At 62.7% G+C, this 23,922-nt stretch carries 11 protein-coding genes and 2 riboswitches; of the genes, 6 read left to right on the forward strand and 5 right to left on the reverse strand.

Annotation, left to right across the window (positions count from 1 at the left end; genetic code table 11):
- Positions 1-92: 92 nt before the first annotated feature.
- A complete protein-coding gene (locus tag C4J83_RS12275; protein WP_124417150.1) occupies positions 93-7,079 on the forward strand; it encodes an NEL-type E3 ubiquitin ligase domain-containing protein in 6,987 nt (2,328 codons plus the stop codon).
- Between the two features lie 4 nt (positions 7,080-7,083).
- On the opposite strand, the gene metH is transcribed toward C4J83_RS12275, so the two are convergent.
- Positions 7,084-10,794 (reverse strand): methionine synthase, encoded by a 3,711-nt coding sequence (metH, locus tag C4J83_RS12280; protein WP_119741615.1) that lies wholly within the window; start codon positions 10,792-10,794, stop codon positions 7,084-7,086.
- A gap of 165 nt (positions 10,795-10,959) precedes the next feature.
- Here metH and C4J83_RS12290 point away from each other — a divergent pair, with 165 nt between their 5' ends.
- The 3 genes from C4J83_RS12290 (at position 10,960) to nfuA (ending at position 14,997) form a co-directional block, all read left to right on the forward strand.
- Positions 10,960-13,266, forward strand: a complete 2,307-nt coding sequence (locus C4J83_RS12290; protein ID WP_124417151.1) for a fatty acid cis/trans isomerase — start codon at positions 10,960-10,962, stop codon at positions 13,264-13,266.
- Between the two features lie 64 nt (positions 13,267-13,330).
- Positions 13,331-14,353 (forward strand): acyltransferase family protein, encoded by a 1,023-nt coding sequence (locus C4J83_RS12295; RefSeq protein WP_106578732.1) that lies wholly within the window; start codon positions 13,331-13,333, stop codon positions 14,351-14,353.
- A gap of 59 nt (positions 14,354-14,412) precedes the next feature.
- Positions 14,413-14,997 carry a Fe-S biogenesis protein NfuA gene (gene nfuA, locus C4J83_RS12300; RefSeq protein ID WP_017136914.1) on the forward strand — a complete coding sequence of 195 codons (585 nt, stop codon included), beginning with the start codon at positions 14,413-14,415 and terminating at the stop codon, positions 14,995-14,997.
- A 209-nt stretch (positions 14,998-15,206) separates the two neighbouring features.
- Here nfuA and cobM read toward each other — a convergent pair whose 3' ends face one another.
- From cobM to C4J83_RS12320, 4 genes are all read right to left on the reverse strand, one after another.
- Positions 15,207-15,953 carry a precorrin-4 C(11)-methyltransferase gene (gene cobM / locus C4J83_RS12305; RefSeq protein ID WP_124417152.1) on the reverse strand — a complete coding sequence of 249 codons (747 nt, stop codon included), beginning with the start codon at positions 15,951-15,953 and terminating at the stop codon, positions 15,207-15,209.
- A gap of 69 nt (positions 15,954-16,022) precedes the next feature.
- A complete protein-coding gene (locus C4J83_RS12310) occupies positions 16,023-16,415 on the reverse strand; it encodes a cobalamin biosynthesis protein (protein WP_119741622.1) in 393 nt (130 codons plus the stop codon).
- Entirely contained in the window at positions 16,412-17,119 is a 708-nt protein-coding gene (locus C4J83_RS12315) for a CbtA family protein (protein WP_124417153.1), read from the reverse strand. Before C4J83_RS12315 ends, C4J83_RS12310 begins: the two co-directional genes overlap by 4 nt.
- Before the next feature lie 11 nt (positions 17,120-17,130).
- Entirely contained in the window at positions 17,131-17,319 is a 189-nt protein-coding gene (locus C4J83_RS12320; protein ID WP_032875937.1) for a CbtB domain-containing protein, read from the reverse strand.
- A gap of 98 nt (positions 17,320-17,417) precedes the next feature.
- A riboswitch (cobalamin riboswitch) is annotated at positions 17,418-17,624 on the reverse strand.
- Positions 17,625-18,776: 1,152 nt separating this feature from the next.
- Positions 18,777-18,981, forward strand: a riboswitch (cobalamin riboswitch).
- Between the two features lie 93 nt (positions 18,982-19,074).
- Here C4J83_RS12320 and cobW point away from each other — a divergent pair.
- Positions 19,075-20,142 carry a cobalamin biosynthesis protein CobW gene (gene cobW / locus C4J83_RS12335; protein ID WP_106580323.1) on the forward strand — a complete coding sequence of 356 codons (1,068 nt, stop codon included), beginning with the start codon at positions 19,075-19,077 and terminating at the stop codon, positions 20,140-20,142.
- Positions 20,143-20,145: 3 nt separating this feature from the next.
- Entirely contained in the window at positions 20,146-23,907 is a 3,762-nt protein-coding gene (gene cobN / locus C4J83_RS12340; RefSeq protein WP_124417154.1) for a cobaltochelatase subunit CobN, read from the forward strand.
- Positions 23,908-23,922 lie beyond the last annotated feature (15 nt).

The raw sequence follows: 23,922 nt of genomic DNA on the forward strand, positions 1-23,922 counted from the left end.
TCCCCGCAGCAGGCCATAAAAGTGCACCGCTTCTGGGGGCCGCCAGCGTGATTTTCTGATGCTTCTTCAAGACGCATCAGGAATCGTCAAACATGCCCACCCCTTCACTTCACGCTCCGTTCATCAAGGCCCGTCTGCCCGGGTGGATCAAACACCTGACGGCGGCGGATATCGAGGCCCTCAACCGCGCGCGCGACCCGGTGCAGCGCTTCAAACGCGGCTATCCCGAGGCGATTGCCGCCGCCAGCCCAGCAGTGCGCCAAGCCCTGGAAGACAGCGGCCGCCGGCGCCAGGCCTCCAGCCAGGCCCTGGCCGAAACGCTGAAAGACTTCAAAGGCCTCACTGAATTTGCCGAGCCGTTGCTGGCCGAGGCATTGCACAAGACATTCGCCCAAACACCCGACGTCAACACCACCGCGCTGTTCCACCTGCGCGCGCCCAACCGGCTCGAACAGCATTCGCTGTTGCAAGCCGCGCTGCGCAACTTCGAAGACGGTGAGCGGTTTGATGAAACCGCGCTGCAGGAAACCAGTGCGCTGGCGCCGGCGGGGTCGCTGGACATCCTGGCGTACGATGAAAGCAACCGTTATCCGTTTGCGAAATGGCGTTACCGCCTGCGCGACAAGCTGTCGATCAAGCCTGCGGATTTCGCCAACCTGTGCCGCGAGCTGGACCTGGGTCAGCAATACCAGCAACACCTGAGCCGCGTGTTTGAGACGCCAGCCACTGCGGCGCAGGTGCGTCGGCAGATGATCGAGGCAAACAAGGACACGCTGCGGGTGCACGCCCACATCGCTCGCCTGCGCAACACCCTCAGCGCCACGGCCTACGCCACGTTGCTGGCGATACTCGATGCCCATCCCGCACCGACCCTGAATGGCAAGCCGGTGGCTTACAGCCAGTTGAGCCTGTTGGGGGCGCAGGTGAGCGAGGTGCTGATCATCGGCGCCAGCACACGCATGCCGTTGCCGGGCATGGCGACGCTCATCGACGTTATCCTGCCGGCGGCCGAGTTGCTCAAACTCCGGGCTGGCGACAGTCGAGTCATCGTGTGGATCCCCGGTGATCCGCGCAACCCAGTCAGGGAATACGCATCGCTCAAGGCGTTCACCACGCAGTTGGCGCTCAACTTGCGCTCGGTGGGTTACCAGCGGTTTTTTACCGGCTTCTTGTCCCAGGATGAAGCGCAGACGTTCCTTCGGCGGCTTAAAAGCCAACTGAAAACGATGCGCTGGAACCCGAACCCGGTGCCACCAGGGCCCCATTACAACCCTGCGGCCTATGCCCACGGGATGTACGAGGAAGTCTGGAACGACAGCGTCAAGCTGCAGCCCGAGGAGACGTTCATCAGCGCCGAGGTATTCGGTCACCTGTACGAATGCCACCTTGCGCGCCTCAGGTCCAACGCGAAGTTGCTGGCGGTACCCACCGCGCAAGTCGATCATGACGCCTGGGTCAATCGCCTCAAGCACTGGGCCGAATGGGGCCTGAACCTGGTCAATGTCGCGGCGTTTTTGGTGCCGGGGCTGGGCGAAGTGATGATGGCCGTGACCGCCGTACAGCTCGGCTATGAGGTTTATCAAGGCGTGCAAGCGTGGAACGCTGGCGATAGGGAAGAGGCCTGGGCGCATCTGGCCTCGGTGATGCAGAACGTCGCGTTCATGGCCGCGCTGGGTGCCGTGGCGGGCAGGGCGCCGCCGATTATGCCGTCGCGCTTTGTCAACGGCATGAGCCGGGTGGTCACGCCGTTCGGCAAACTGCGCTTGTGGCATCCAGACCTTGCGGCCTACAAAACCAGTGTCTCGCTCAAGGGGCTTGAACCCAACGCATTGGGGCAATACCCGGTAGCAGGCAAAACCTACATTGCGCTGGAGGGCAATGTTTACGAAAAGACTTTCGACCCGGTGCGCAAGCAATGGCGGATCAAGCACCCGACTGAAATCGACGCCTATCAGCCGGTTGTGCAACACAACGGGCACGGTGCCTGGCGGCACACGCTGGAGCGGCCGTTGGCATGGCGTCGCAGCACGTTGCTGCGCCGCTGCGGACTGCACATGGAGCCATTTTCCGACGCACAACTGGAACAGATCGCCGACGTCTGCGGGATCAGTGATGATCAATTGCGCAAGCTGCACATGGATCAACAGGCGCCGCCGCCAGAGTTGTTGGAGGTGGCGCGGTTATTCGAGGCAGACCGTCAGGCGGACGAGGTAATTAAACAAATCCGCGAAGGCGCCTGCCTGGAGGGCCTCTGCCAGTTCATGGTGCCGCTGGCCGTGGACATGCCGGGCTGGCCGGTCGAGGAGGTGGTGGAGGTGTTCAGCGGCCCCGAACCCTGGGGCGCTTCCCAGCGGTTCGGCGCAGAGTCGCCGGGCAGCGCAAGGCCCACGATCAAGATGACCCAGGCGCAAGTCGATGCCGGGCAATTGCCGGTGCACGTGCTGGCAGCCCTCAATGAGGCGCAAATCAGCCGTTTGCTCGGCCGCGAAAGCATGCCGGCCGGCGCCGATCCGGTGCAGGTGTTCAGAGAGCGTCTGGCCGATCAGGCGCAGGCTCGCAAGAAGGCCCTGTTCGACAGCCTCCTGAGCCGACGAGCGCCGCCAGAGGCGGATATTCGCGCGCTGCAGCGCAGTTTTACGTCGCTGTCGCCAGAAGCCGCGCAGCGGGTGCTGGCCAGTGCCGGCGCTGCCGAGTTGAGCCAACTGCGCAGCAGCGGCCGGGTGTCCCTGCGCCTGGCCAAAGTCATTCGCGAGCACCTGCATCGGGGCAGTGTGAGCCGCGCCTTGGCAGGCGTGTACCGCGACAACCTGGCCTCTGCGGCCAGTGACCGTGTGGCGCTGCACAGCCTCGAGCAACTGCCCGGTTGGTCGCCGGCTATACGCATAGAAGAACGGTCCCTCGGCATCAACGGGCCGCTGGTGGACAGCATCGGCACTGAGCAGGCCGCAACGCGTTATTACCTGATCAAGGCGGGGGAGAGTTTTCGCCTGCTGGATGCCGAGGGCAGGGCACTCAATAGCCTTCCCCGGTATGGTCGCAATCTGTTTGAGTCGCTGCTGCACGCGCTGCCCGAGACGCTACGCGCGTCCTTACAGGGCGAGCCGGCTGAGGCGTTGCGCAAACACGTGGCGGACTACGCGTGCAGCCACCGCGAGGCCATGTCGCGCATCCTCAAGCGCGAGCCGCTCACACCCGGCGCCGGTCGCCGGGTCCGAAGCCCGACCGGTCAACTGGGTTACGCGGCCAGTGGTGATGCGGTGGGGTTCGCCGACGAGCCGTTGGTTGCCAGGGTGCGGGACATTTATCCCAATCTGGATGATCAGCAGGCGTTGCAGTTCGTCAGGAGTCGACTGCTTGCCGGTGACTCCGACCAGCAGGTGTTTCACCTGTTGGAGAACCGGCGCAGGGAGTTCGAGGGCTTGCGCGCAGCGCTGGACACCTGGGTCGAGGGCGACGTGCCTGCGTATCCTCGCGGAGCCAACTGGCCAACCCGACGCGATATCGCCGAGCGGCTCATTGACGGCTGGAGAAACGGTTTGTACCGCGGGCAAGCCCCGTTGTTCGAGCTCAATCTGTTGGGCACCGAGCCGTTGCCGACCTGGGCTGCCGATTTTTCCCATGTGCGCAAGCTGCGAATCAGCAGTTCACAGCTTGCCGCAGGTGCGCTTTTCGAACAGTTTGGCGCGCTTGAAGCCCTCGATGTTTTCATTGACTCAGCCAACATGGCTGCATTTGCCGACGCGCTGCCGGGCCTCACCCGCATCACTGAGCTCAAGCTCGAACTGCCGACGTTTTTCGGTGAGTATTCACCGGCATTGACCCAGGCCCTTCAAGGCATGAACCAGCTGGAGCAGTTGCACTTGACCGGCAGCCTTCCGGTCCTGGATTACCGTGCGCTGCCACGTTTGCGCACGCTACGGCTGGCCGGCAACCTGCGTGAATGGCCGGCAGGGCTGCTGGCGCTTGAGGCGCTTGAATCGGCGGACCTGACCGGTGTGCAGATCGCCTCACTGCCCGATGAACTGTTCACGGGGCATGAGCGTTTGTGGCGCCGCTTGAGGTTGAACTGGAAGGCGCTGGAACCGCAGGCGTTCCGCAAGGCGTTTGACTACGTGCAGGGCAATCCGGCGCACCTGGTGGACGAGCCCTACATCGTCGCGCAGCACTGTGAGCGGCGCCTTGAGGCGCTGGTGCCGCACGTACCGGCCTTCGCCGCCAATGCACTCGCCGCGTTCAGCGAGGACGGCCTGGCCGGCCGTGCGTTGCTGGATAAAGTCGAGGCGCTGCACGCGGAGTATCGCGCCTGGGATGCGCCACTGGTTGAATGGCAGAGCCGCGATGGCGTGCGCGTCGAGGGCGAGCAGATGCCCTCCCATCATCGCCAGACGCTGGCGGACAGGCTGCGCGTGTGCTGGCGTGACGCTTTGGCTGCCCGGTACGCGGCCCGCGAGCCGCTGGCGGGTCCGTCGCGAGGCCATGGCGAGCCGATGAGAGAAACGTTGGACTTGCGCGAATACGGTGCGCCGGGCGATTTACCGGCGCTGGGCGATACGGTATTCCCGCAGATCCGGCGTTTGATCCTGGCCGGCGCAAAGCTCACGGCGGCGCAGGTGAATGCATTCGTGGGCCGGTTTGTGCAGCTGCGCGAACTGGACCTGAGTCACAACCGCCTGACCGAGCTGCCTCAGGCCCTTGAGACGCTGGAGCACCTGAGCGACCTGAATCTTTGTGGCAACGAACTGACGATCACCACGCCTATCCAGACGCGGCTCAACCGCCTCCAGGCAATGCGACGGCTGGACTTGTCGATGAACCGCGTCGGCCGGCTGAGCGTCACGTCGCTGACGGAACTGGTGTCGCTGAACCTGGGGCAGACCGCGATCCTCGACTGGCCCGAGGGTGTGCTGAACCTGCCGCGCCTGGGGTTTCTCGACCTCAGCCACAGTGCGGTCACCGGCATTCCCGAGGCAGCGCTGGCGGGGCACGATGCGCTGCTGGCCGGTACCACCTTGCGTGGTTGCCGCTTGAGCCCGGCGGCACTGGCCGTGGCGCAGGCTTTTGCCCGCCGCACCAGCGCCGGAAAACCCATGGCGAGCATGTTTGTCAGGCCGTTCGGGATTGATCGAAACGTACTGGCGGCCGGCATGACCGGCGGCGATCCCCTGTTCTTCCCGGTCGAGGTGTCGCAGCAACCGGACCTGATAGTGCCACTGACATTGGCGCCAAAAGCCACCGAGGCGTCGCTGACCTCGGCCGAGCGCTTGCAGCGCCTGGATCCACAGCTGGATGCCACCCAGGCCGGCAAGCGAATCGACACATGGCTGGCGCAGGACGTCAGTGCCACGCAGATCGAAACGGCGCTGCGCCAATGGCAGGCGCAGCACACCCAGATGATCGAGCGGTTGAACGGCTGGATTGACAGGCCAGCCGTGCGCAACCGTAACGAGTGGGTGAGCGCGACCGACCGCCGGCGCGCCGCTGATCGGCTGCTGGCCTGCTGGCGAGAGACGCTGAGCGACGTGCGGGGCATCGAGGTGCCCGCCAGTGACGCTGCGCTGGACTTGAGCGGCCTGATCCTCGGTGACCTGCCGGCGCTGCCGGTTACATTCAACCATGTGCGGGCGCTGGACCTGAGCGGTGTACGCCTTACGGCCGCCTCGAACGATTTTTTACGCGCCTTTGCGCGCGTGAACCGCCTGATGCTCAACGGCAACCGCATGGGCACGCTGCCCGAGGCCGTAACGCAGATGGCAGACCTGACAGAGCTGGGCATTAACGACAACGCGCTGGCGGCCAACGTGCCGTTGCAGCGCCAACTGCGTGACTTGCCGCGCCTGCAAGTGTTGGACTTGGGGCGCAACGCCCTGAGTACCTTCGACCTCACCGGTCTCGACCGCCTGCAAAGCCTGGATCTGAGTCGCAACCGGCTGTCTGAATGGCCCACCGGCGCATTGGAAGCTCCCGCGCTGACCCGTCTGGATCTCAGGAGCAACTACCCGATAGCCGTCATCCCTGCCGAGGCATTTGAGCCACAACATGCTGCCTTGATGGCCGGTACCGACCTGTCCGACAACCTGCTGCTTGAGGAAGCGTTCATCCGCCTGCGCGAGTATCAACGCGAAACCGGCCGTGGGCTGGGTTTCAGTGCCGAGGAAATTGACGATCAACTGGCGGGGTATGGGGCCGAGTCCGATGACGAACATCCTGACGTTCACCCAGAGCTTGAGCCTGCAGATGTGCAAAAGGCACGCTGGTTTACCGGCGTGGCCCTCGACTCGGAAAAACACAGGATATGGGACACGGTGATCGCCCGTGACGACAGCGGTGATTTCTCCAACATACTGGCGCAACTGCGTAATACCCGAGACTTCGAACTCGACCGCGCCGACCTGGCCGGGCGGGTTTGGCAAGTGCTGGAGGCGGCCTATGGCGATGCAGCCTTGTGCGAGCGGCTGATGGGCATCGCGCGTGCTTCCAGGCTTGCGGTGACCTGTGGGGATGGGCGCATGCTGTTGTTCAACGCGCTGGAAGTCGAAGTCTATGAGTTCAATGCCCTGCGTGCCATCGACCCCACCGACAAGGGGCGCGCCCTGTTGAACCTGTCCAGAGGCTTATTCCGGCTGGACCAGTTGGAGGAAGTAGCGAGCGTGCGGATCCGCGAAAACCCGGGCACCGACCCGGCCGAAATACGCCTGGCCTATCGTATCGGCCTGGCCCGGCGCCTGGCTTTGCCCAGGCAACCTGCAAGCATGCTCTACGAAGGTCTTTCCGGAGTACGGCCAGTCGACCTGGAGGCGGCCTATACGACGATCATGGCCCGCGAACAGACATCGCTGTTCATCGAGCAACTGACGGCGCGCACGTACTGGGTCGATTATCTGCAGCAACAATACCCGGACGCGTTCGCCCGGGTGCAGCAGACGCTGGCGGACAGCGCCTCGGCGCTGGAGGATCGCTACCCCGACATGAATTCGGCGTACCTCCAGCAGATGGAGGCGTTGCAGAAGGCCAACAAGGTGCAGCGCCAGGCCTTGATAAATGTGCTGTCAGCGCGGGAGATCGCCGCGCTGAGCCAGTAGCCGATCAGTTGTCGTAACCCAGGTTCGGCGCCAGCCAACGCTCAGTCACGGCCAGGTCCTGGCCTTTGCGCGCGGTGTAGCTTGCGACCTGGTCCTTGTCGACCTTACCCACGGCAAAGTACTGCGCCTGTGGATGGGCGAAGTACCAGCCACTGACCGCCGCCGCCGGGAACATCGCGTAGTGCTCGGTGAGGAACACGCCGCTGCGCCCGGCGTGCATTTCGCGCGCCTCGGGGTCCAGCAATTGGAACAGCTGGGCCTTCTCGGTGTGATCAGGGCACGCCGGGTAGCCGGGAGCAGGGCGGATGCCGCTGTATTGCTCCTTGATCAGCGCTTCGTTGTCCAGTTGCTCGTCCTTGGCGTAACCCCAGTGCTCTTTACGCACTTGCTGGTGCAACCACTCGGCGCAGGCTTCGGCCAGGCGGTCGGCCAGGGCCTTGACCATGATTGAGTTGTAGTCGTCGCCCGCGTCCTGATAGGCCTTGGCGACTTCTTCTGCGCCGATGCCGGCGGTGGTGATGAAACCACCGATGTAGTCGGTCACGCCGCTGTCTTTTGGCGCCACGAAGTCGGCCAGGGAGAAGTTCGGCTTGCCGTCGGTCTTGATGATCTGCTGGCGCAGGTGATGCAGCCTGGCAATCGGCTGGCCATCGTCGCCGTAGACTTCCAGGTCATCGTCCTGCACCTGGTTGGTCGGCCAGAAACCGAATACCGCGCGGGCGCTGATGAGTTTTTCGTCGATCAGCTTCTTGAGCATTTCCTGCGCGTCGGCGTAGAGCGCGGTGGCCGCTTCACCGACCACTTCGTCTTCGAGGATGCGCGGAAACTTGCCGGCCAGGTCCCAGGAGATAAAGAACGGCGTCCAGTCGATGTACTCGGCCAGCACCTTGAGGTCGATATTGTCCAGCACCTTGGCGCCGGTAAAAGTCGGCTTCACAGGGGTATAGGTGCTCCAGTCGAACTGCGGCTTCTTGGCGATGGCCGCCGGGTAGCTCAGGCGCTCTGTGCGGGCGCTGCGGTTAGACGTACGCTCGCGCACGTCGATGTATTCCAGGCGGGTTTTCTCGACGAAGCCGGCCTTCAGCTCCTTGGACAGCAATTGCGTGGCCACGCCCACTGCGCGCGAAGCGTCGGTGACGTAGATCACCGCGTCGTTGCTGTACTTGGGCTCGATCTTGACCGCCGTGTGGGCCTTGGAGGTGGTGGCGCCACCGATCATCAACGGCAGGTGAAAGTCCTGGCGCTGCATCTCGCGGGCCACGTGAACCATCTCATCCAGCGACGGCGTGATCAGGCCGGACAGGCCGATGATGTCGCACTTCTGTTCCCTGGCCACCTGCAGGATCTTCTCCGCCGGCACCATCACGCCCAGGTCGACAATGTCATAGCCGTTGCAACCGAGCACCACGCCGACAATGTTCTTGCCGATGTCGTGCACGTCGCCTTTAACGGTGGCCATCAGGATCTTGCCCTTGGCTTCCGGTTTGTCGCCTTTTTCCAGCTCGATAAACGGAATCAAGTGGGCCACGGCCTGCTTCATCACTCGGGCCGATTTCACCACCTGAGGCAGGAACATTTTGCCGGCGCCGAACAGGTCGCCGACGATGTTCATGCCGGACATCAGCGGGCCTTCGATCACTTCGATCGGGCGCGCGAACGACTGGCGCGATTCTTCGGTGTCTTCAACAATGTGCGTGGTGATGCCTTTGACCAGCGCGTGTTCCAGGCGCTTGTTGACGTCCCAGCCACGCCATTCTTCGGTCTCGGCCTCTTTGACGCTGCCGTCGCCCTTGTACTTGTCGGCGATGGCCAGCAGGGCGTCAGTGCCTTCCGGCGTGCGGTTGAGCACCACGTCTTCTACCGCATCGCGCAGCTCAGCCGGGATCTGGTCGTAGATCTCCAGTTGGCCGGCGTTGACGATACCCATGCTCAGGCCGTTGCGGATCGCATACAGCAAAAACACCGAGTGAATCGCCTCACGCACCGGGTTGTTGCCGCGGAACGAGAACGACACGTTGGACACGCCACCCGAGGTCAGCGCATATGGCAGCTCGTCGCGGATGTAGGCGCAGGCGTTGATGAAGTCGACGGCGTAGTTGTTGTGCTCCTCGATACCGGTGGCGACCGCGAAGATGTTCGGGTCGAAGATGATGTCTTCCGGCGGGAAGCCAACGTCATTGACCAGGATGTCGTAGGAGCGTTTGCAGATTTCTTTCTTGCGCGCTTCGGTGTCGGCCTGGCCGGCTTCGTCGAAGGCCATCACTACCACCGCGGCGCCATAACGCTTGCACAGTTTGGCGTGGTGAATGAATTGCTCGACGCCTTCCTTCATGCTGATGGAGTTGACGATGCCCTTGCCCTGGATGCATTTGAGGCCGGCTTCGATCACTTCCCACTTGGAGGAGTCGATCATGATCGGTACGCGAGAGATGTCCGGCTCGCCGGCAATCAGATTGAGGAAGGTCACCATGGCCTTCTTCGAATCGAGCATGCCCTCGTCCATGTTGATGTCGATCACCTGGGCGCCGGCTTCAACCTGCTGCAGAGCGACTTCCAGGGCTTCGGTGTAGTTGTCTTCACGAATCAACCGGGCGAAACGGGCGGAACCGGTGATGTTGGTGCGCTCGCCGACGTTGACGAACAACGAGCTGCGATCAATCGTGAACGGTTCCAGGCCCGACAAGCGGCACGCCTTGGGAATGTCCGGGATCGGGCGCGGCGCGTAGCCGGCCACAGCTTTGGCGATGGCTTCAATGTGGCCTGGCGTGGTACCGCAGCAGCCGCCGACGATGTTCAGGAAGCCGCTCTGGGCGAACTCTTCGATGACCTTGGCGGTTTGCGACGGCAACTCGTCATATTCGCCGAATTCGTTGGGCAGGCCGGCGTTCGGGTGCGCCGAAACGTGGGTATTGGCCTTGTTCGACAGCTCTTCCAGGTACGGACGCAACTCGCTCGCACCCAGTGCGCAGTTGAGGCCCACGGACAGTGGCTTGGCGTGGCTGACGGAGTTCCAGAACGCTTCGGTGGTCTGGCCCGACAGGGTACGGCCGGAAGCGTCGGTGATGGTGCCGGAAATCATGATCGGCAGTTCGACGTTCAGTTCCTCGAACACGCCCTGTACAGCGAAGATCGCGGCCTTGGCGTTGAGGGTGTCGAAAATGGTCTCGATCAGGATCAGGTCGGCGCCGCCCTCGATCAGGCCCTTGGTGGCTTCGGTGTAGTTTTCCACCAGCTCATCGAAGGTCACGTTGCGGTAGCCGGGGTTGTTCACATCGGGCGACAGCGAGCAGGTACGGCTGGTCGGGCCAAGCACGCCGGCGACAAAACGCGGCTTGGCCGGGTTTTCCAGGGTCTTGGCGTCGGCGATCTTGCGTGCCAGTCGCGCGCCTTCTACGTTTAATTCGTAGGCCAGTTCTTCCATGCCGTAATCGGCCATGGAAATACGCGTGGCGTTGAAGGTGTTGGTTTCCAGAATGTCGGCACCGGCATCCAGGTAGGCCTTTTCGATGCCGCCGATCACGTCGGGGCGGGTGAGCACCAGCAGGTCGTTGTTGCCCTTGACGTCACTCGGCCAATCGGCAAAGCGTTTGCCGCGGTAGTCGTTTTCCTCAAGCTTGTAGCTCTGGATCATCGTGCCCATGCCGCCGTCGAGGATCAGGATGCGTTCCTTGAGGGCTTGGTGAAGGGCTTGCAGACGAGCGCTACGATCGGACATGGGACTACTCTGGTCAGGCATTTCGGAGGGCGTGAATCATAACAAACCTGTGCCGATTTAGAGCATGTCCAGGTTTTGCATGAATATCGTTCATGTTGGCGGATGGCATGGCCCGGTAGACTGCTGGCACTTTTATATCGCACGCATTGAATCGGGACCGGATACATGTCACTTCGCCTCATCATCAGCGCCGTTCTGGCCTTGATAGCCAGCTGCGCTCAGGCACAGGCTTTACCGGTCAACAGTCCCGCCCCGGCGATCTCCTATACCCGCGACGTCCAACCGATCTTCACCGAGAAGTGCGTGGCCTGCCACGCCTGTTACGACTCAGCCTGCCAGCTCAACCTGGGCAGTGCCGAGGGCGCGGCGCGCGGCGCGACCAAAATGCCGGTCTACGACGGCGAACGCAGCCAGGCCGCACCGACCACCCGTTTGTTCTCAGACGCCTTCGGCAAGCAGGCCTGGCAGCAGAAGGGCTTTTACTCGGTGCTGGACGCCCAGGGCAGCCAGGCCGCGTTGATGGCGCGCATGCTGGAGCTGGGTCATAACGCGCCACTTGAACCCAATGCCAAACTGCCCGACGAGATCATGCTGGGCCTGAACCGCCAGAACCTGTGCGCCATGCCCGGCGAGTTCAATGCCTACGCCGGCGCGCATCCCAAGGAAGGCATGCCGCTGGCCGTCACCGGCCTGACCGACCAGCAATACCAGACGCTGCAGCGCTGGCTGGCCTCCGGCGCACCGATTGATGACCAAGGCCTGGCGCCCAGCGCCAGGGAGGCCTTGCAGGTGCAGCAGTGGGAAAACCTGTTCAACCAGCCCGGCGCCCGCGAAAGCCTGGTGGCGCGCTGGTTGTATGAGCATTTGTTCCTGGCGCACATTTACTTCGAGAACGGCGAGCCGGGGCATTTCTTCCAGTGGGTGCGCTCACGCACGCCGAGCGGCCAGCCGATTGATCTGATCGCCACCCGTCGCCCCGACGATGATCCAGGCACCAATGTTTATTACCGTCTCTGGCCGGTGCAGGGCGTGATCGTGCACAAAACGCACATCACTTACCCGTTCAGCGCGGCGAAAATGGCGCGCATCAAGGCGCTGTTCTACGCCGGTGACTGGCAGGTCAACGCCTTGCCGGGCTATGGTCCGGGGCGCCGGGCCAACCCGTTCGAGACCTTTGAGGCAATTCCGGCCAAGGCGCGTTACCAGTTCATGCTCGATAACGCCGAATACTTCGTGCGCACCTTTATTCGCGGGCCGGTGTGCCGTGGGCAGATCGCCACGGACGTGATTCGCGATAATTTCTGGGCCCTGTTCCAGGACCCGGACCACGACCTGTATATCACCGATGCGCGTTATCGCGGCCAGGCCACGCCATTGCTGGCGATGCCGGGGCAGAACGACGACGTGGGCAGCGTGCTCGGCCTGTGGCTGGCCTATCGCGACAAGCGTAACCAGTACGAGGCCTTGCGCCGTGACAGCTACGCAGACTTGCCGCCGCCGAGTTGGTCGACCCTGTGGACGGGTAACGACAATGCCTTGTTGAGCATTTTCCGCCATTTTGACAGTGCCTCGGTGACCAAGGGCCTGATCGGCGAGGTGCCGCAAACGATGTGGTTGTTCGATTACCCGTTGCTGGAACGCACTTATTACCAGTTGGCGGTGAACTTCGATGTGTTCGGCAACGTGTCGCACCAGGCCCAGACCCGGCTGTACTTCGACCTGATCCGCAATGGCGCCGAGCAGAACTTCCTGCGTCTGATGCCGGCGGATACCCGCGATGATTTTATGGACGATTGGTACCAGAACAGCGGCAAGCTCAAACTGTGGCTGGACTATGAAGCGATTGATGATGACAAGCCGAGCGGCTTGCACCTGGATGAAAAGGACCCGAAGCGCGATTTTGCCAAGCAGTTGCTGACGCGTTATGGCTATTTGAATGCCAGCCCGGATCCGATCAACCGCTGCACCAGTGCCTATTGCTCGCGCGACGGCATTGAGCCGGCGTTGCGGGATGCCGAGCAGGCGCTCAGTCGCCTGACGTCGAGGCCGGCGGCGGGGCTCAAGGTGATTGATCAATTGCCCGAGGCGAGCCTGCTGCGGATCGAAACGGCCAGTGGCAAACGCGAGTTCTACAGCATGCTGCGCAACCGGGCGCACAGTAATGTGGCGTTCCTGTTGGGTGAGGCTTATCGCTATCAACCGGGCCTGGACACTGTGACCATCTACCCCGGTGTGCTCAGCAGCTACCCGAATTTCATCTTCAATATCCCCGCGCAGGAAGTGCCGGAGTTTGTGGCGGCAATGGAAAATGCCAGGGACGCCAAGCGCTTCGAGAAGATCGTCGATCGCTGGGGCGTGCGCCGCAGCCATCCGCTGTTCTGGCAGTATTTCCATGACGCGTCGCGGTACATCCGCGAAACCACGCCGGTGGAAGAAGGCGTGCTGGACATGAACCGCTACGAGAATCTTTGATCGACCTTTGGCCGTCCGCCATGGTCCCAACTTCATCTAGATGAGTTGGGAAGGGCGGCAAACAATGTTGATCTCGGTACAGGCGTTGCGCGCGCTGGCGGCCTGGACGGTGGTAGGGCACCACTTCATGCAGATTTTCTTCGGTTTCAAGGCGGACACGGCCTTGGGAAGGTTATTTGTCGAAAAGGGCGCCGCGGGCGTGGACGTGTTTTTTGTCATCAGCGGCCTGGTGATTTTCCTGTCTACCCAGGACAAGGACCTGCCGCCCTGGCGTTTCCTGTTGTACCGTTTGCTGCGCATCGTGCCGGCCTACTGGTTCTACACGCTGCTGATGGCATTACTGGTGGTGGTCGCCCGGCCAATGCTGCCGGACCAGAGCGTCGATGCCGCCCATGTGTTGATGTCGCTGTTGTTTATTCCTTCGCAAAACCCCGGCGGTTATGGCGTGTACCCGACCCTTAACGTCGGTTGGACGCTGAACTACGAGATGCTTTTTTACCTGCTGTTTGCCTGGGCCTTGCTGTTCCGTCGGCAATGGCGACTGCTGGTGGTGGCGGCATTGTTGTTTGCGGTCTGCGAGGCCTGGACCTCGTTTGGCTGGATCAGTGAGTTCTATCGCTCGGACATTGTCGTCGAATTTCTGATGGGCATCGGCATCGGCATGCTCTACCGCAAGGGCTGGATTCGCCCGGGGTTATGGCTGCCGCTGCTGGGAATCGTCGCAGCGCTGCTGGCGATCTATCATTGGCCGGCCTCGCCCCGCGCCTTGACCTGGGGCCTGCCCAGCGCGGTGTTGGTGGTGGCGTGCGTGGCGCTTGAGCGATTCTTCGTCAACTATCGTCTGTTTAAAGTACTCGGGGACTGCTCCTATTCGGTGTATTTGCTGCACGTGCTGGTGCTTTCGGCCGGCGGTTATCTGGCCCAGCGTTACGCCCTGAACCCTTATGCCGTGCTGGCCGTGTGCGTGGTGATCATCGGCCTGAGCGCCATGGGCAGCTACCGATGGCTGGAGCAGGGCAGTTATCGCGTGCTCAAAGGCTGGTTTGATGGCGACGAGCGGTCGAATTTATCCCGACAAAAACACTAGGACTTTGTACCTCTGTAATGATTTGGCGTAAACTGCCCGCAAGCCTGTGAGGAGTTTCCATGACTGCCATAACCATTACCGACGCCGCCCACGATTACCTGGCCGACCTGCTGTCCAAGCAGAACACCCCAGGTATCGGCATCCGCGTCTTTATCACCCAGCCCGGCACCCAATACGCCGAGACTTGCATTGCCTACTGCAAGCCCGGAGAAGAGAAGCCTGAAGACACCGCCCTGGGGCTGAAAAGCTTCACCGCGTACATCGACAACTTCAGCGAAGCCTTCCTCGATGACGCCGTGGTCGACTACGCCACCGACCGCATGGGCGGCCAGTTGACCATCAAGGCGCCCAACGCCAAGGTGCCGAATGTCAACGCTGACAGCCCGGTCAACGAGCGCATCAACTACTACCTGCAAACCGAGATCAACCCGGGGCTGGCCAGCCACGGCGGTCAGGTCAGCCTGATTGATGTCGTCGAAGACGGTATTGCCGTACTCAAGTTCGGCGGCGGTTGCCAGGGCTGCGGCCAGGCAGACGTGACCTTGCGTGAAGGCATCGAGCGCACCTTGCTCGAGCGCATCCCCGAGCTCAAGGGCGTACGCGACGTCACCGACCACACGCAGAAAGAAAACGCCTACTACTGAGTAAGGTGTTCGCTGCGAACAAAAAACGGCGCCCCGTGAGCGCCGTTTTTTTATGCTTAAAATTCAGAGTCTTGCGCGGTATTCCTGCCAAATAAGATTAACTGTGGGAGCGGGCTTGCTCGCGAATGCGGTGTATCAGTCAGTACATCTGCAACTGACCCACCGTCTTCGCGAGCAAGCCCGCGCCCACATTGTTTGAGCGCATTGCTTCAGGGCCGATAGAGGTGCGCGTGGCCTGCACGGTACAGCGAGGATTCACTGAAGCTGTCATTCGCCAGCACCCGCCCGACCACAATCAGTGCCGTACGCCGAAAGCCTTTAGCCGCCACTTTCTCGGCAATATCACTCAGCGTACCCACCACCCAATCCTGATCTGGCCACGTCGCCCGGTGCACCACGGCAATCGGGCAGTCTGCGCCGTAATGCGGCAGCAGCTCGGCGACGATCTTGGACAGATGATTAACCCCCAAGTGAATCGCCATGGTCGTGCCGTGGCGCGCCAGGCTGTCGAAGTCTTCACCGGCCGGCATGCTGGTTTTATCCGCATAGCGCGTCAGGATCACACTCTGGGCGATATCCGGCAGGGTCAACTCCGTCTCCAGCAACGCCGCACACGCCGCCACCGCCGTGACGCCCGGAATGATCTGGAACGGTATGCCCAACTCGCGCAAGCAGCGAATCTGCTCGCCAATCGCCCCGTACAGGCTGGGGTCGCCGGAGTGCACGCGCGCCACATCCTGGCCCTTGGCATGGGCAGCCTTGATCAGGTCGATGATCTGTTCCAGGTGCAATTCGGCGCTGTTGACCACCTGTGCCGCCTGATGACCTTCCAACACCGCCGCTGGCACCAATGAGCCGGCATAGATGATCACCGGGCAACTGCGGATCAACCGTTGGCCTTTGACGGTAATCAATTCCGGGTCGCCGGGGCCTGCGCCGATGAAGTAGACGGTCATGGGAATTCCTGTTGAAAAACGGGCGAGCATGAAGATTGCTCATGATCGAGAAGGGCAATTATCGGGTTTTTAGTCAGCGCCGGCCAATGCAAAGGTGGCCTGGGCGACTTTTTTGCGCGTGATCAGCAGGTGGGCGGGGCGGTGGGAGAGCTGTTCAGCCAGGGCCAGGGCGGCACTTTCGGCGATGCCGTAACAGCCGGTATGGGCAAACGCGACTGCCGATCTGTGACTGAGGCGCGGTTCAAACACCGCCAATTGCGTTGCGCTGAAACACCGCAACGGCAGGTTCAACATGTGCGCCAGGGCAAGCAGCCCCGGTTCATCCCGTTTGCGGTCGATACTGGCCAGCGCGGTGATGCGCTGGCGCTCGATACCGCCCTCGGCCAGGGCGGCGTCAAACAGGCCGAGCAGGGTGTGAACATCGCACCCGCGCTGGCAACCCAGCCCGACCACCAGCGTCATGCCGAGTATTGATCGTCGCGGTTGCGGCGAAACAGCCAGGCGCTGATCAGACCCAGTGCCAGCCAGAACGCGACGTTGGTCAGTTGCGAGGCGATCTTGAACTGGGCTTCCAACGCTTCTGGAGCCAGCATCGAATGCACTTCAGGTTGCGGCGCGCCGATCACATGCGGCACGGCCAGGATCGCCACGCCCAGCCCTTTGAGCAGCCAATTGCGACCAAACACCAGCAGCGCGATACCCGCAGCCGTGGACGCCGCCGTGCCGATCCACCAGATCTGCCGCTGCGCCAGGTCGGCGGCAGCGGTGCCCGGCAACTCCGGTGGCAGGCCCAGGGTGGGCGCCAGTACAAACGTCGCGTAACCGGCCAAGCCCCACAGCAGCCCTTGAGCGGTGCGGGTTGGCGCGCGCAAGGTGTAAAGGCCGGCCAGCATCAATGCGAAACCGACCGCAACCACCAAGTTACCGCCAGTGGTGGACAGCACGCGCTGCCAGCCGTTTTCCGGCTCCCAGGCTTCGGCGTCGTGGGTGTGAGCGGCGGCGCCTTCAGCGTGCACATGGGGCACGACTTCGGCAGCGGCCGGTGCGTTTTCAAAGGTTTCCGCCTGCAGAATCAGCGGGGCGACCCAGAAGCTTTGCAGCAGAGTCAGCAGCAGGGCGGCGAGCAAGCCGGTGAAGCCTGCGGTTTGGGCTATGCGCTTGATCATGTCGGCAGGTCTCAGTGGCACGGGAACGCGGCGCTGTGGCGGGTATCGTGGGCAGCGTTGTGCACCGCCTCGATATGCGAGAAACCGGCGAAATACACCAGGCACGCGCCGAGGATCGACGCACCGATGGCGGCGGTCAGGCGTTGGCTCAGGGTGGCGGTGCTACTGGCGGAGTGCGAGGTGCTGCTGATGATCGACATGGGCGCGTCCCTTCGGGTTTCGGGGTGAAACGAGCGCATGAAAACCCTGCGAGCCGGGCACGCAGGGTTCTGAACAGCGCCCGCCCACCGCGGGTTTGTTATCTGAAATTTTTCGGGCCGGTCTCCGGGCTTGCGAGGGACGCTGGGTCTAAAAAGCATCGCCTTCCCATGCCGTACAGGCACAGTGGTTATGACGCTTCGCTCGCTTACCGTTGCGGGGGCAGCACCGGACTTCTCATGCGCAGGCATAAGTCACCGGTTTCCCGTTTCACCCTGTGAAGGGCACCCGAAACAAGGTGTGTAGGAGAGCATGGGGGTGGGAGGGGAGTCAAATGGGATGTTTGGTGTACATATCCGTTGCTGCGGTCACGGCCACTTAGGGTTCCGCTCTTACAGCGGGTCACTTTTGGCAAACGCCCCAAAAGTAACCAAAAGGTCTTTGCCCCACCACTCGGCACCTCGCTTAGGCTCGGTGTGCCCTCACTCCGGCTTGAATCCGTGGGCCGCCGCGACGGGCCATCCATGGCCCAACACGGCTAACCCGGCGTCCTGCCGGGTTACCCACGGATTCAAGCCTGCGTTCGGCCAGCGTGGTTGACGGGGCCTGTCAGATCAAAGTCAAAAGCAGATCAAAAGCAGAGCACGGCGGCCTGAAAGCCGACCTGAGTGGTTGAAGCAAAAGCGGATCAAAAGCACAGCAACACATCTGTATCTGATGCACTGCGATCCAAATGTGGGAGCGGGCTTGCTCGCGAAGGCGGTGGGTCAGTTAGCTCATGTGTAGCTGACACACCGCCTTCGCGAGCAAGCCCGCTCCCACAAGTTGACCGAGTTCAGCCTCCACCACCGCAGTGCATTGCTTTTGCTTTTCTGTGGGAGCTGGCTTGCCTGCGATGCAGGCACCTCGGTGTGTCAGGTACACCGGGTTGATGCCATCGCAGGCAAGCCAGCTCCCACATTTGATTGAGTTCAGCCTCCAAGATCAGGCCGGCTGTCAGGCCGCCTCGCGTCCGCTTTTGATCTAACCACTCAGGTCGGCTACCAGGCCGCCGTGCTCTGCTGTTGATCTTGATCTGCTTTTGACTTTGATCTTAGGCGCCCCGTTAAACCACGCTGGCCGAACGCAGGTTTGAATCCGTGGGTAACCCGGCAGGACGCCGGGTTAGCCGTGTTGGGCCATGGATGGCCCGTCACGGCGGCCCACGGATTCAAGCCTTCGTTCGGGCACACCGAGCCTAAGCGAGGTGCCGAGTGGTGGGGCAAGAGCCCTTTGGTTACTTTGGGGCTTTTCCAAAGTGACCCGCTGTAAGAGCGGAACCTATAGCCGCCGTGACCGCAGCAACGGATGTGTACACCAACCAACCAACCAACCAACCAACCAACCCAACCCAACCCAACCCAACCCAACCCAACCCAACCCAACCCAACCCCATCATTGACCATCCCCCACGCACTGCGTAGCCTTGCACCCTCGAGGTTCTTCGGCCCACGCCGAAGCTAAGAAGGGAACGCGGTCCAAGCCGCGGCTGCCCCCGCAACTGTAAAGGGTTCAACTGCCTGCCACGCCACTGCCATTAACCCATGGCGGGAAGGCGCAGCCAGCGCCGGTCGCAAGACCCGCAAGCCCCAAGCCAGGAGACCTGCCTCGTAACCGATTTTCTACTTCAACCGGGCGGGGTGATCCGGTGACGAAATCCGCTCCTGCGCGCCGCCGCAGGGCCTATCGTCCCGTATGCCCGCCCCAAAGGGCATCCGATGAAAACACTGGCCAAACTCCCCGTCACCATCGTTACCGGCTTTCTCGGCTCGGGCAAAACCACCTTGCTGCGCCACATGCTCGACAACGCCCAGGGCCGTCGCATCGCCGTGATCGTCAACGAGTTCGGCGAGTTGGGCATCGACGGTGAAATCCTCAAGCAGTGCTCCATCGGTTGCACCGAAGAAGAAGCCAACGGCCGCGTCTACGAACTGGCCAACGGCTGCCTGTGCTGCACCGTGCAGGAAGAATTCTTCCCGGTCATGCGCGAACTGGTCGCCCGTCGCGGCGACCTCGACCACATCCTCATCGAAACCTCAGGCCTGGCCCTGCCAAAACCGCTGGTGCAGGCCTTCCAGTGGCCGGAAATCCGCAGCGCCTGCACGGTTGACGCCGTGATCACCGTGGTCGACAGCCCAGCCGTGGCCGCCGGTACCTTCGCCGCGTTCCCGGACCAGGTCGACGCCCAGCGCAAACTCGACCCGAACCTGGACCACGAGTCGCCACTGCACGAACTGTTCGCCGACCAACTGGCCAGCGCCGACCTGGTGATCCTCAACAAGTCCGACCTGATCAGCCCTGAAGACCTGGCCCGCGTGCGCCTGGAAGTCGCCGAAGAGCTGCCGCCCGCGGTGAAAATCATCGAAGCCAGCAGTGGTCGCCTGCCACTGGATGTGCTGATTGGCTTGGGCGCCGGCTCCGAAGAACACATCGACGGCCGCCACAGCCATCACGATCATCACCACGACGGTGAAGACGACCATGACCACGATCACGATGCCTTCGACTCCATCTCCATCGACCTGCCGCAAGCCGACGAAGCGCTGCTGCTCGACGCCCTGACCCAGCTGGTGGTGCAACACGGCATCCTGCGCGTCAAAGGTTTTGCGGCAATCCCGAACAAGCCGATGCGCCTGTTGATTCAAGGCGTGGGCACGCGTTTCGACAAACATTTCGACCGCGCCTGGGGCGCCGACGAAGCACGCATCACGCGCCTGGTGCTGATCGGCCAGGAACTGGATGCGGCGGGTCTTGAAGCGCAACTGCGCGCCGCCCTCAGCGTTTAACCCATGCACCTGCTCAGGACCCAGCCCGGTGGTTTCGTCTCGGACGACAATATCGCCGACTTAGGCCAAACCCCCGCTGAACTGGTGATCCTGTGCAGCGGCGACTCCAGCCTGGCGCTGCTGGCCGAAGCGGCTCAGCAGCTGCCCGACGACTACCCCAGCGTTCGCCTGGCCAACCCGATGCAGGTGCAAAACCATGCCTCGGTCGACCTGTACGTCGATGAGGTGCTGCGCCACGCCAAGGTCATCCTGATTTCGCTGCACGGCGGCATCGGTTATTGGCGCTACGGCATTGAACGCCTGGTGGAGCTGGCCGAGCGCGGCGTGCAGCTGATTCTGGTGCCGGGCGATGATCGCCCAGACCCGGAACTCAGCGGCTTGAGCACCGTAGATGCTCAAGCGCGCGATCGGCTCTGGCACTTCCTGCGCCAGGGCGGCCTTGGCAATGCGCTGGATTTCTATCGCTGCCTGGCGAGCAGCTACCTGGGCCGCGACTACGCCTGGTCCGAGCCGCAAACCCTGCCGCGCACCGCGATTTATCACCCGCACAAAGCCAATGCTCGCCTCAATGATTGGCTGGCGGACTGGCAGACCGATGTTCCGGTGGCGGCGGTGCTGTTCTACCGCTCGCATTTGCAGGCGGCCAATACCGGTTTTATCGACGTGTTCTGCCAGCGCTTGCAGGCGGCAGGCCTCAACCCGTTGCCGATGGCGGTGGCCAGTCTGAAAGAGCCCGGCTGCCTGAAAGTGGTCGAAGACTTGCTGGATGAAGTGCAGGCGGCGGTGATTCTGAATACCACCGGCTTTGCCCAATCCAGCCCCGAAGCGCCGCACCTGCGCCCGTTTCGTCGCAATGTCCCGGTGATCCAGGCGATTTGCGCCCAGGACAACCAGCCCGGCTGGGAGGCCAGCGAACAAGGCCTCGGCCCGCGCGACCTGGCCATGCACATCGCTCTGCCGGAGCTGGACGGGCGCATCATCAGCCGGCCGATCAGCTTCAAGGACCTGGCCTGGCGCAGCGAGCGCAGCCAGTCCGACGTGGTGTGCTACCGCGCCGCGCCCGAGCGCATGGATTTTGTCGCCGAGCTGGCACGGCGCTGGGTCGAGCTGGCGCGGGTGCCGAATGCACAAAAACGTATTGCGCTGATCCTCGCCAACTACCCGACCCGTGACGGCCGCATCGGCAATGGCGTGGGGCTGGACACGCCGGCAGCAGCGCTGAATATCCTGCGCGCGCTGCAAGCCGAAGGTTACCCGGTGCCGAGTGAGTTGCCCGACAGCGGCACCGCGCTGATCCATGAACTGCTCGGTGGCGTCACCAATGACCTGGACAGCCTCGACCTGCGCCCGTGCCATCAAAGCCTGGGCCTGGACGACTACGAGGCAATGTTCAAACGCTTGCCCGAGGCCAATCGCCAAGCGGTCATGGAGCGCTGGGGCACGCCGCACAACGACCCGATATGCCGCGACGGGCGCATGATGATCGTCGGCCTGCGCCTGGGCCAGACCTTCGTCGGCATCCAGCCCGCGCGCGGTTATCAGGTCGACCACAGTGCGGTGTACCACGACCCGGACCTGGTGCCGCCGCACGGCTACCTGGCGTTTTACTTCTGGTTGCGCCACACCTACGGCGCCCACGGCGTGATCCACGTCGGCAAGCACGGCAACCTCGAATGGCTGCCGGGCAAAGGCGTGGGACTGTCGGAAAATTGCTGGCCCGATGCGCTGCTGGGGCCGCTGCCGAACATCTATCCCTTTATCGTCAACGACCCGGGCGAGGGCGCCCAGGCCAAGCGCCGCACCCAGGCGGTGATCATCGACCACCTGATGCCGCCGCTGACCCGCGCCGAAACCTACGGCCCGTTGCGCAACCTTGAGCTGTTGGCGGACGAGTACTACGAAGCGCAATTGCTCGACCCGCGCCGCGCGCTCGAACTGCAAAAAGACATCCTCAAGCTGGTACGCGAAACCCGTATCGACCAGGAACTTGAGCTGGATAACGACGCCGACGCCGCAATCTGGCTGCCGCGCCTGGACACCTACCTGTGTGACTTGAAGGAGTCGCAGATCCGCGACGGTCTGCATATCTTTGGCGAGTCGCCCGACGGCCGCTTGCGCATCGACACCTTGTTGGCCTTGCTGCGCATTCCGCGCGGCGATGGCCGTGGCCCGCAATCGAGTTTGCTGCGCGTATTGGCCAAGGCCTTCGAGCTGGGTTTTGACCCGCTCGATTGCGCCCTGGCCGAGCCCTGGACCGGGCGCCGACCCGAGGTCTTGCAAAAGATCGATCAACAGCTGTGGCGCACCGCCGGTGATACCCGCGAGCGCCTGGAGCTGTATGCCGCGCGTTTGATCGAACAGGCGCTGGAAGGGCCGCTCGAGCAGCTTGAAGAGCCCGGCTGGGAAGACGTCAAGTCGGTCATCGAGAGCCTGCGCATCGTCGTCGCGCCGCGCCTGGACGCCTGCGGGCCGGCGGAAATGCGCGGCTTGCTGGATGCCTTGAGCGGTCGCTTCGTACCGGCCGGCCCCAGCGGCGCGCCGAGCCGTGGACGCCTGGACGTGCTGCCCACCGGGCGCAATTTCTTCAGCGTGGATGTGCGCAACCTGCCCACCACCACGGCCTGGCGTATCGGCTTCCAGTCCGCCAACCTGATCCTTGAACGGCACCTGCAGGACCACGGCGATCACCTGCGCCAGCTTGGCCTGTCGGTATGGGGCACCGCGACCATGCGCACCGGCGGCGACGATATCGCCCAGGCCATGGCGCTGATAGGCGTGCGCCCGGTCTGGGCCACGGGCAGCCAGCGCGTGGATGACTTTGAAATCCTGCCGATCAGCCTCCTGGACCGTCCGCGCGTTGACGTAACGCTGCGCGTGTCCGGGTTCTTCCGTGATGCCTTCGCCAACCTGATCCGCCTGTTCGACGCGGCGGTGCAGGCGGTGGCGGCGCTGGATGAACCGGATGACATGAACCCGCTGGCGGCCAAGGTGCGCAGCGAACGTGAGGCACTGCTCAGCGCCGGTCTGGATGAGAGCGCCGCTGCAAAACAAGCCGGCTGGCGCATCTTCGGCGCCAAACCGGGGGCTTATGGCGCAGGCGTCCAAGGCGCGATTGACGCACGGCTGTGGCAGAGCCGCGAGGATTTGGCCGAGGTCTACTTGAACTGGGGCGGCTACGCCTACGGTGGTTCCGATGAAGGCACCGCCGCCCGCGAACAGTTCGCCCAGCGCCTGAGCCAGGTGCAGGCGGTCTTGCAAAACCAGGACAACCGCGAGCACGACCTGCTCGATTCCAATGACTACTACCAATTCCAGGGCGGCATGCTCGCCGCCGTGGAAACCCTGAGCGGCGACAAGGCCGCCAGTTACCATGGCGACCACAGCCAGCCGGACTTGCCCAAGATCCGCACCTTGAAGGAAGAGCTGAACCGGGTGATCCGTGCCCGCGCGGCCAACCCCAAGTGGATCGAAGGCGTGAAGCGCCATGGCTATAAAGGTGCGTTCGAAATGGCCGCGACGGTAGACAACCTGTTCGCGTTCGATGCCACCACGGCGCTGATCGATGATCACCAATACGCTTTGCTTGCCGACGCTTACCTGCTTGACGCTGACACCCGAGCCTTCGTGCAGCAGCACAACCCTGACGCGTTGCGCGACATGACCGAACGCATGCTCGAAGCCCAGCAACGTGGCCTGTGGCAAGAACCCGGCGCATACCGCGAGGCGTTGGAAAACCTGTTGCTGGACATAGAAGAAGACAGCTAGCGTACGAGCACCGAC

The sequence above is a fragment of the Pseudomonas sp. LBUM920 genome, assembly GCF_003852315.1.
GTDB lineage: Bacteria > Pseudomonadota > Gammaproteobacteria > Pseudomonadales > Pseudomonadaceae > Aquipseudomonas.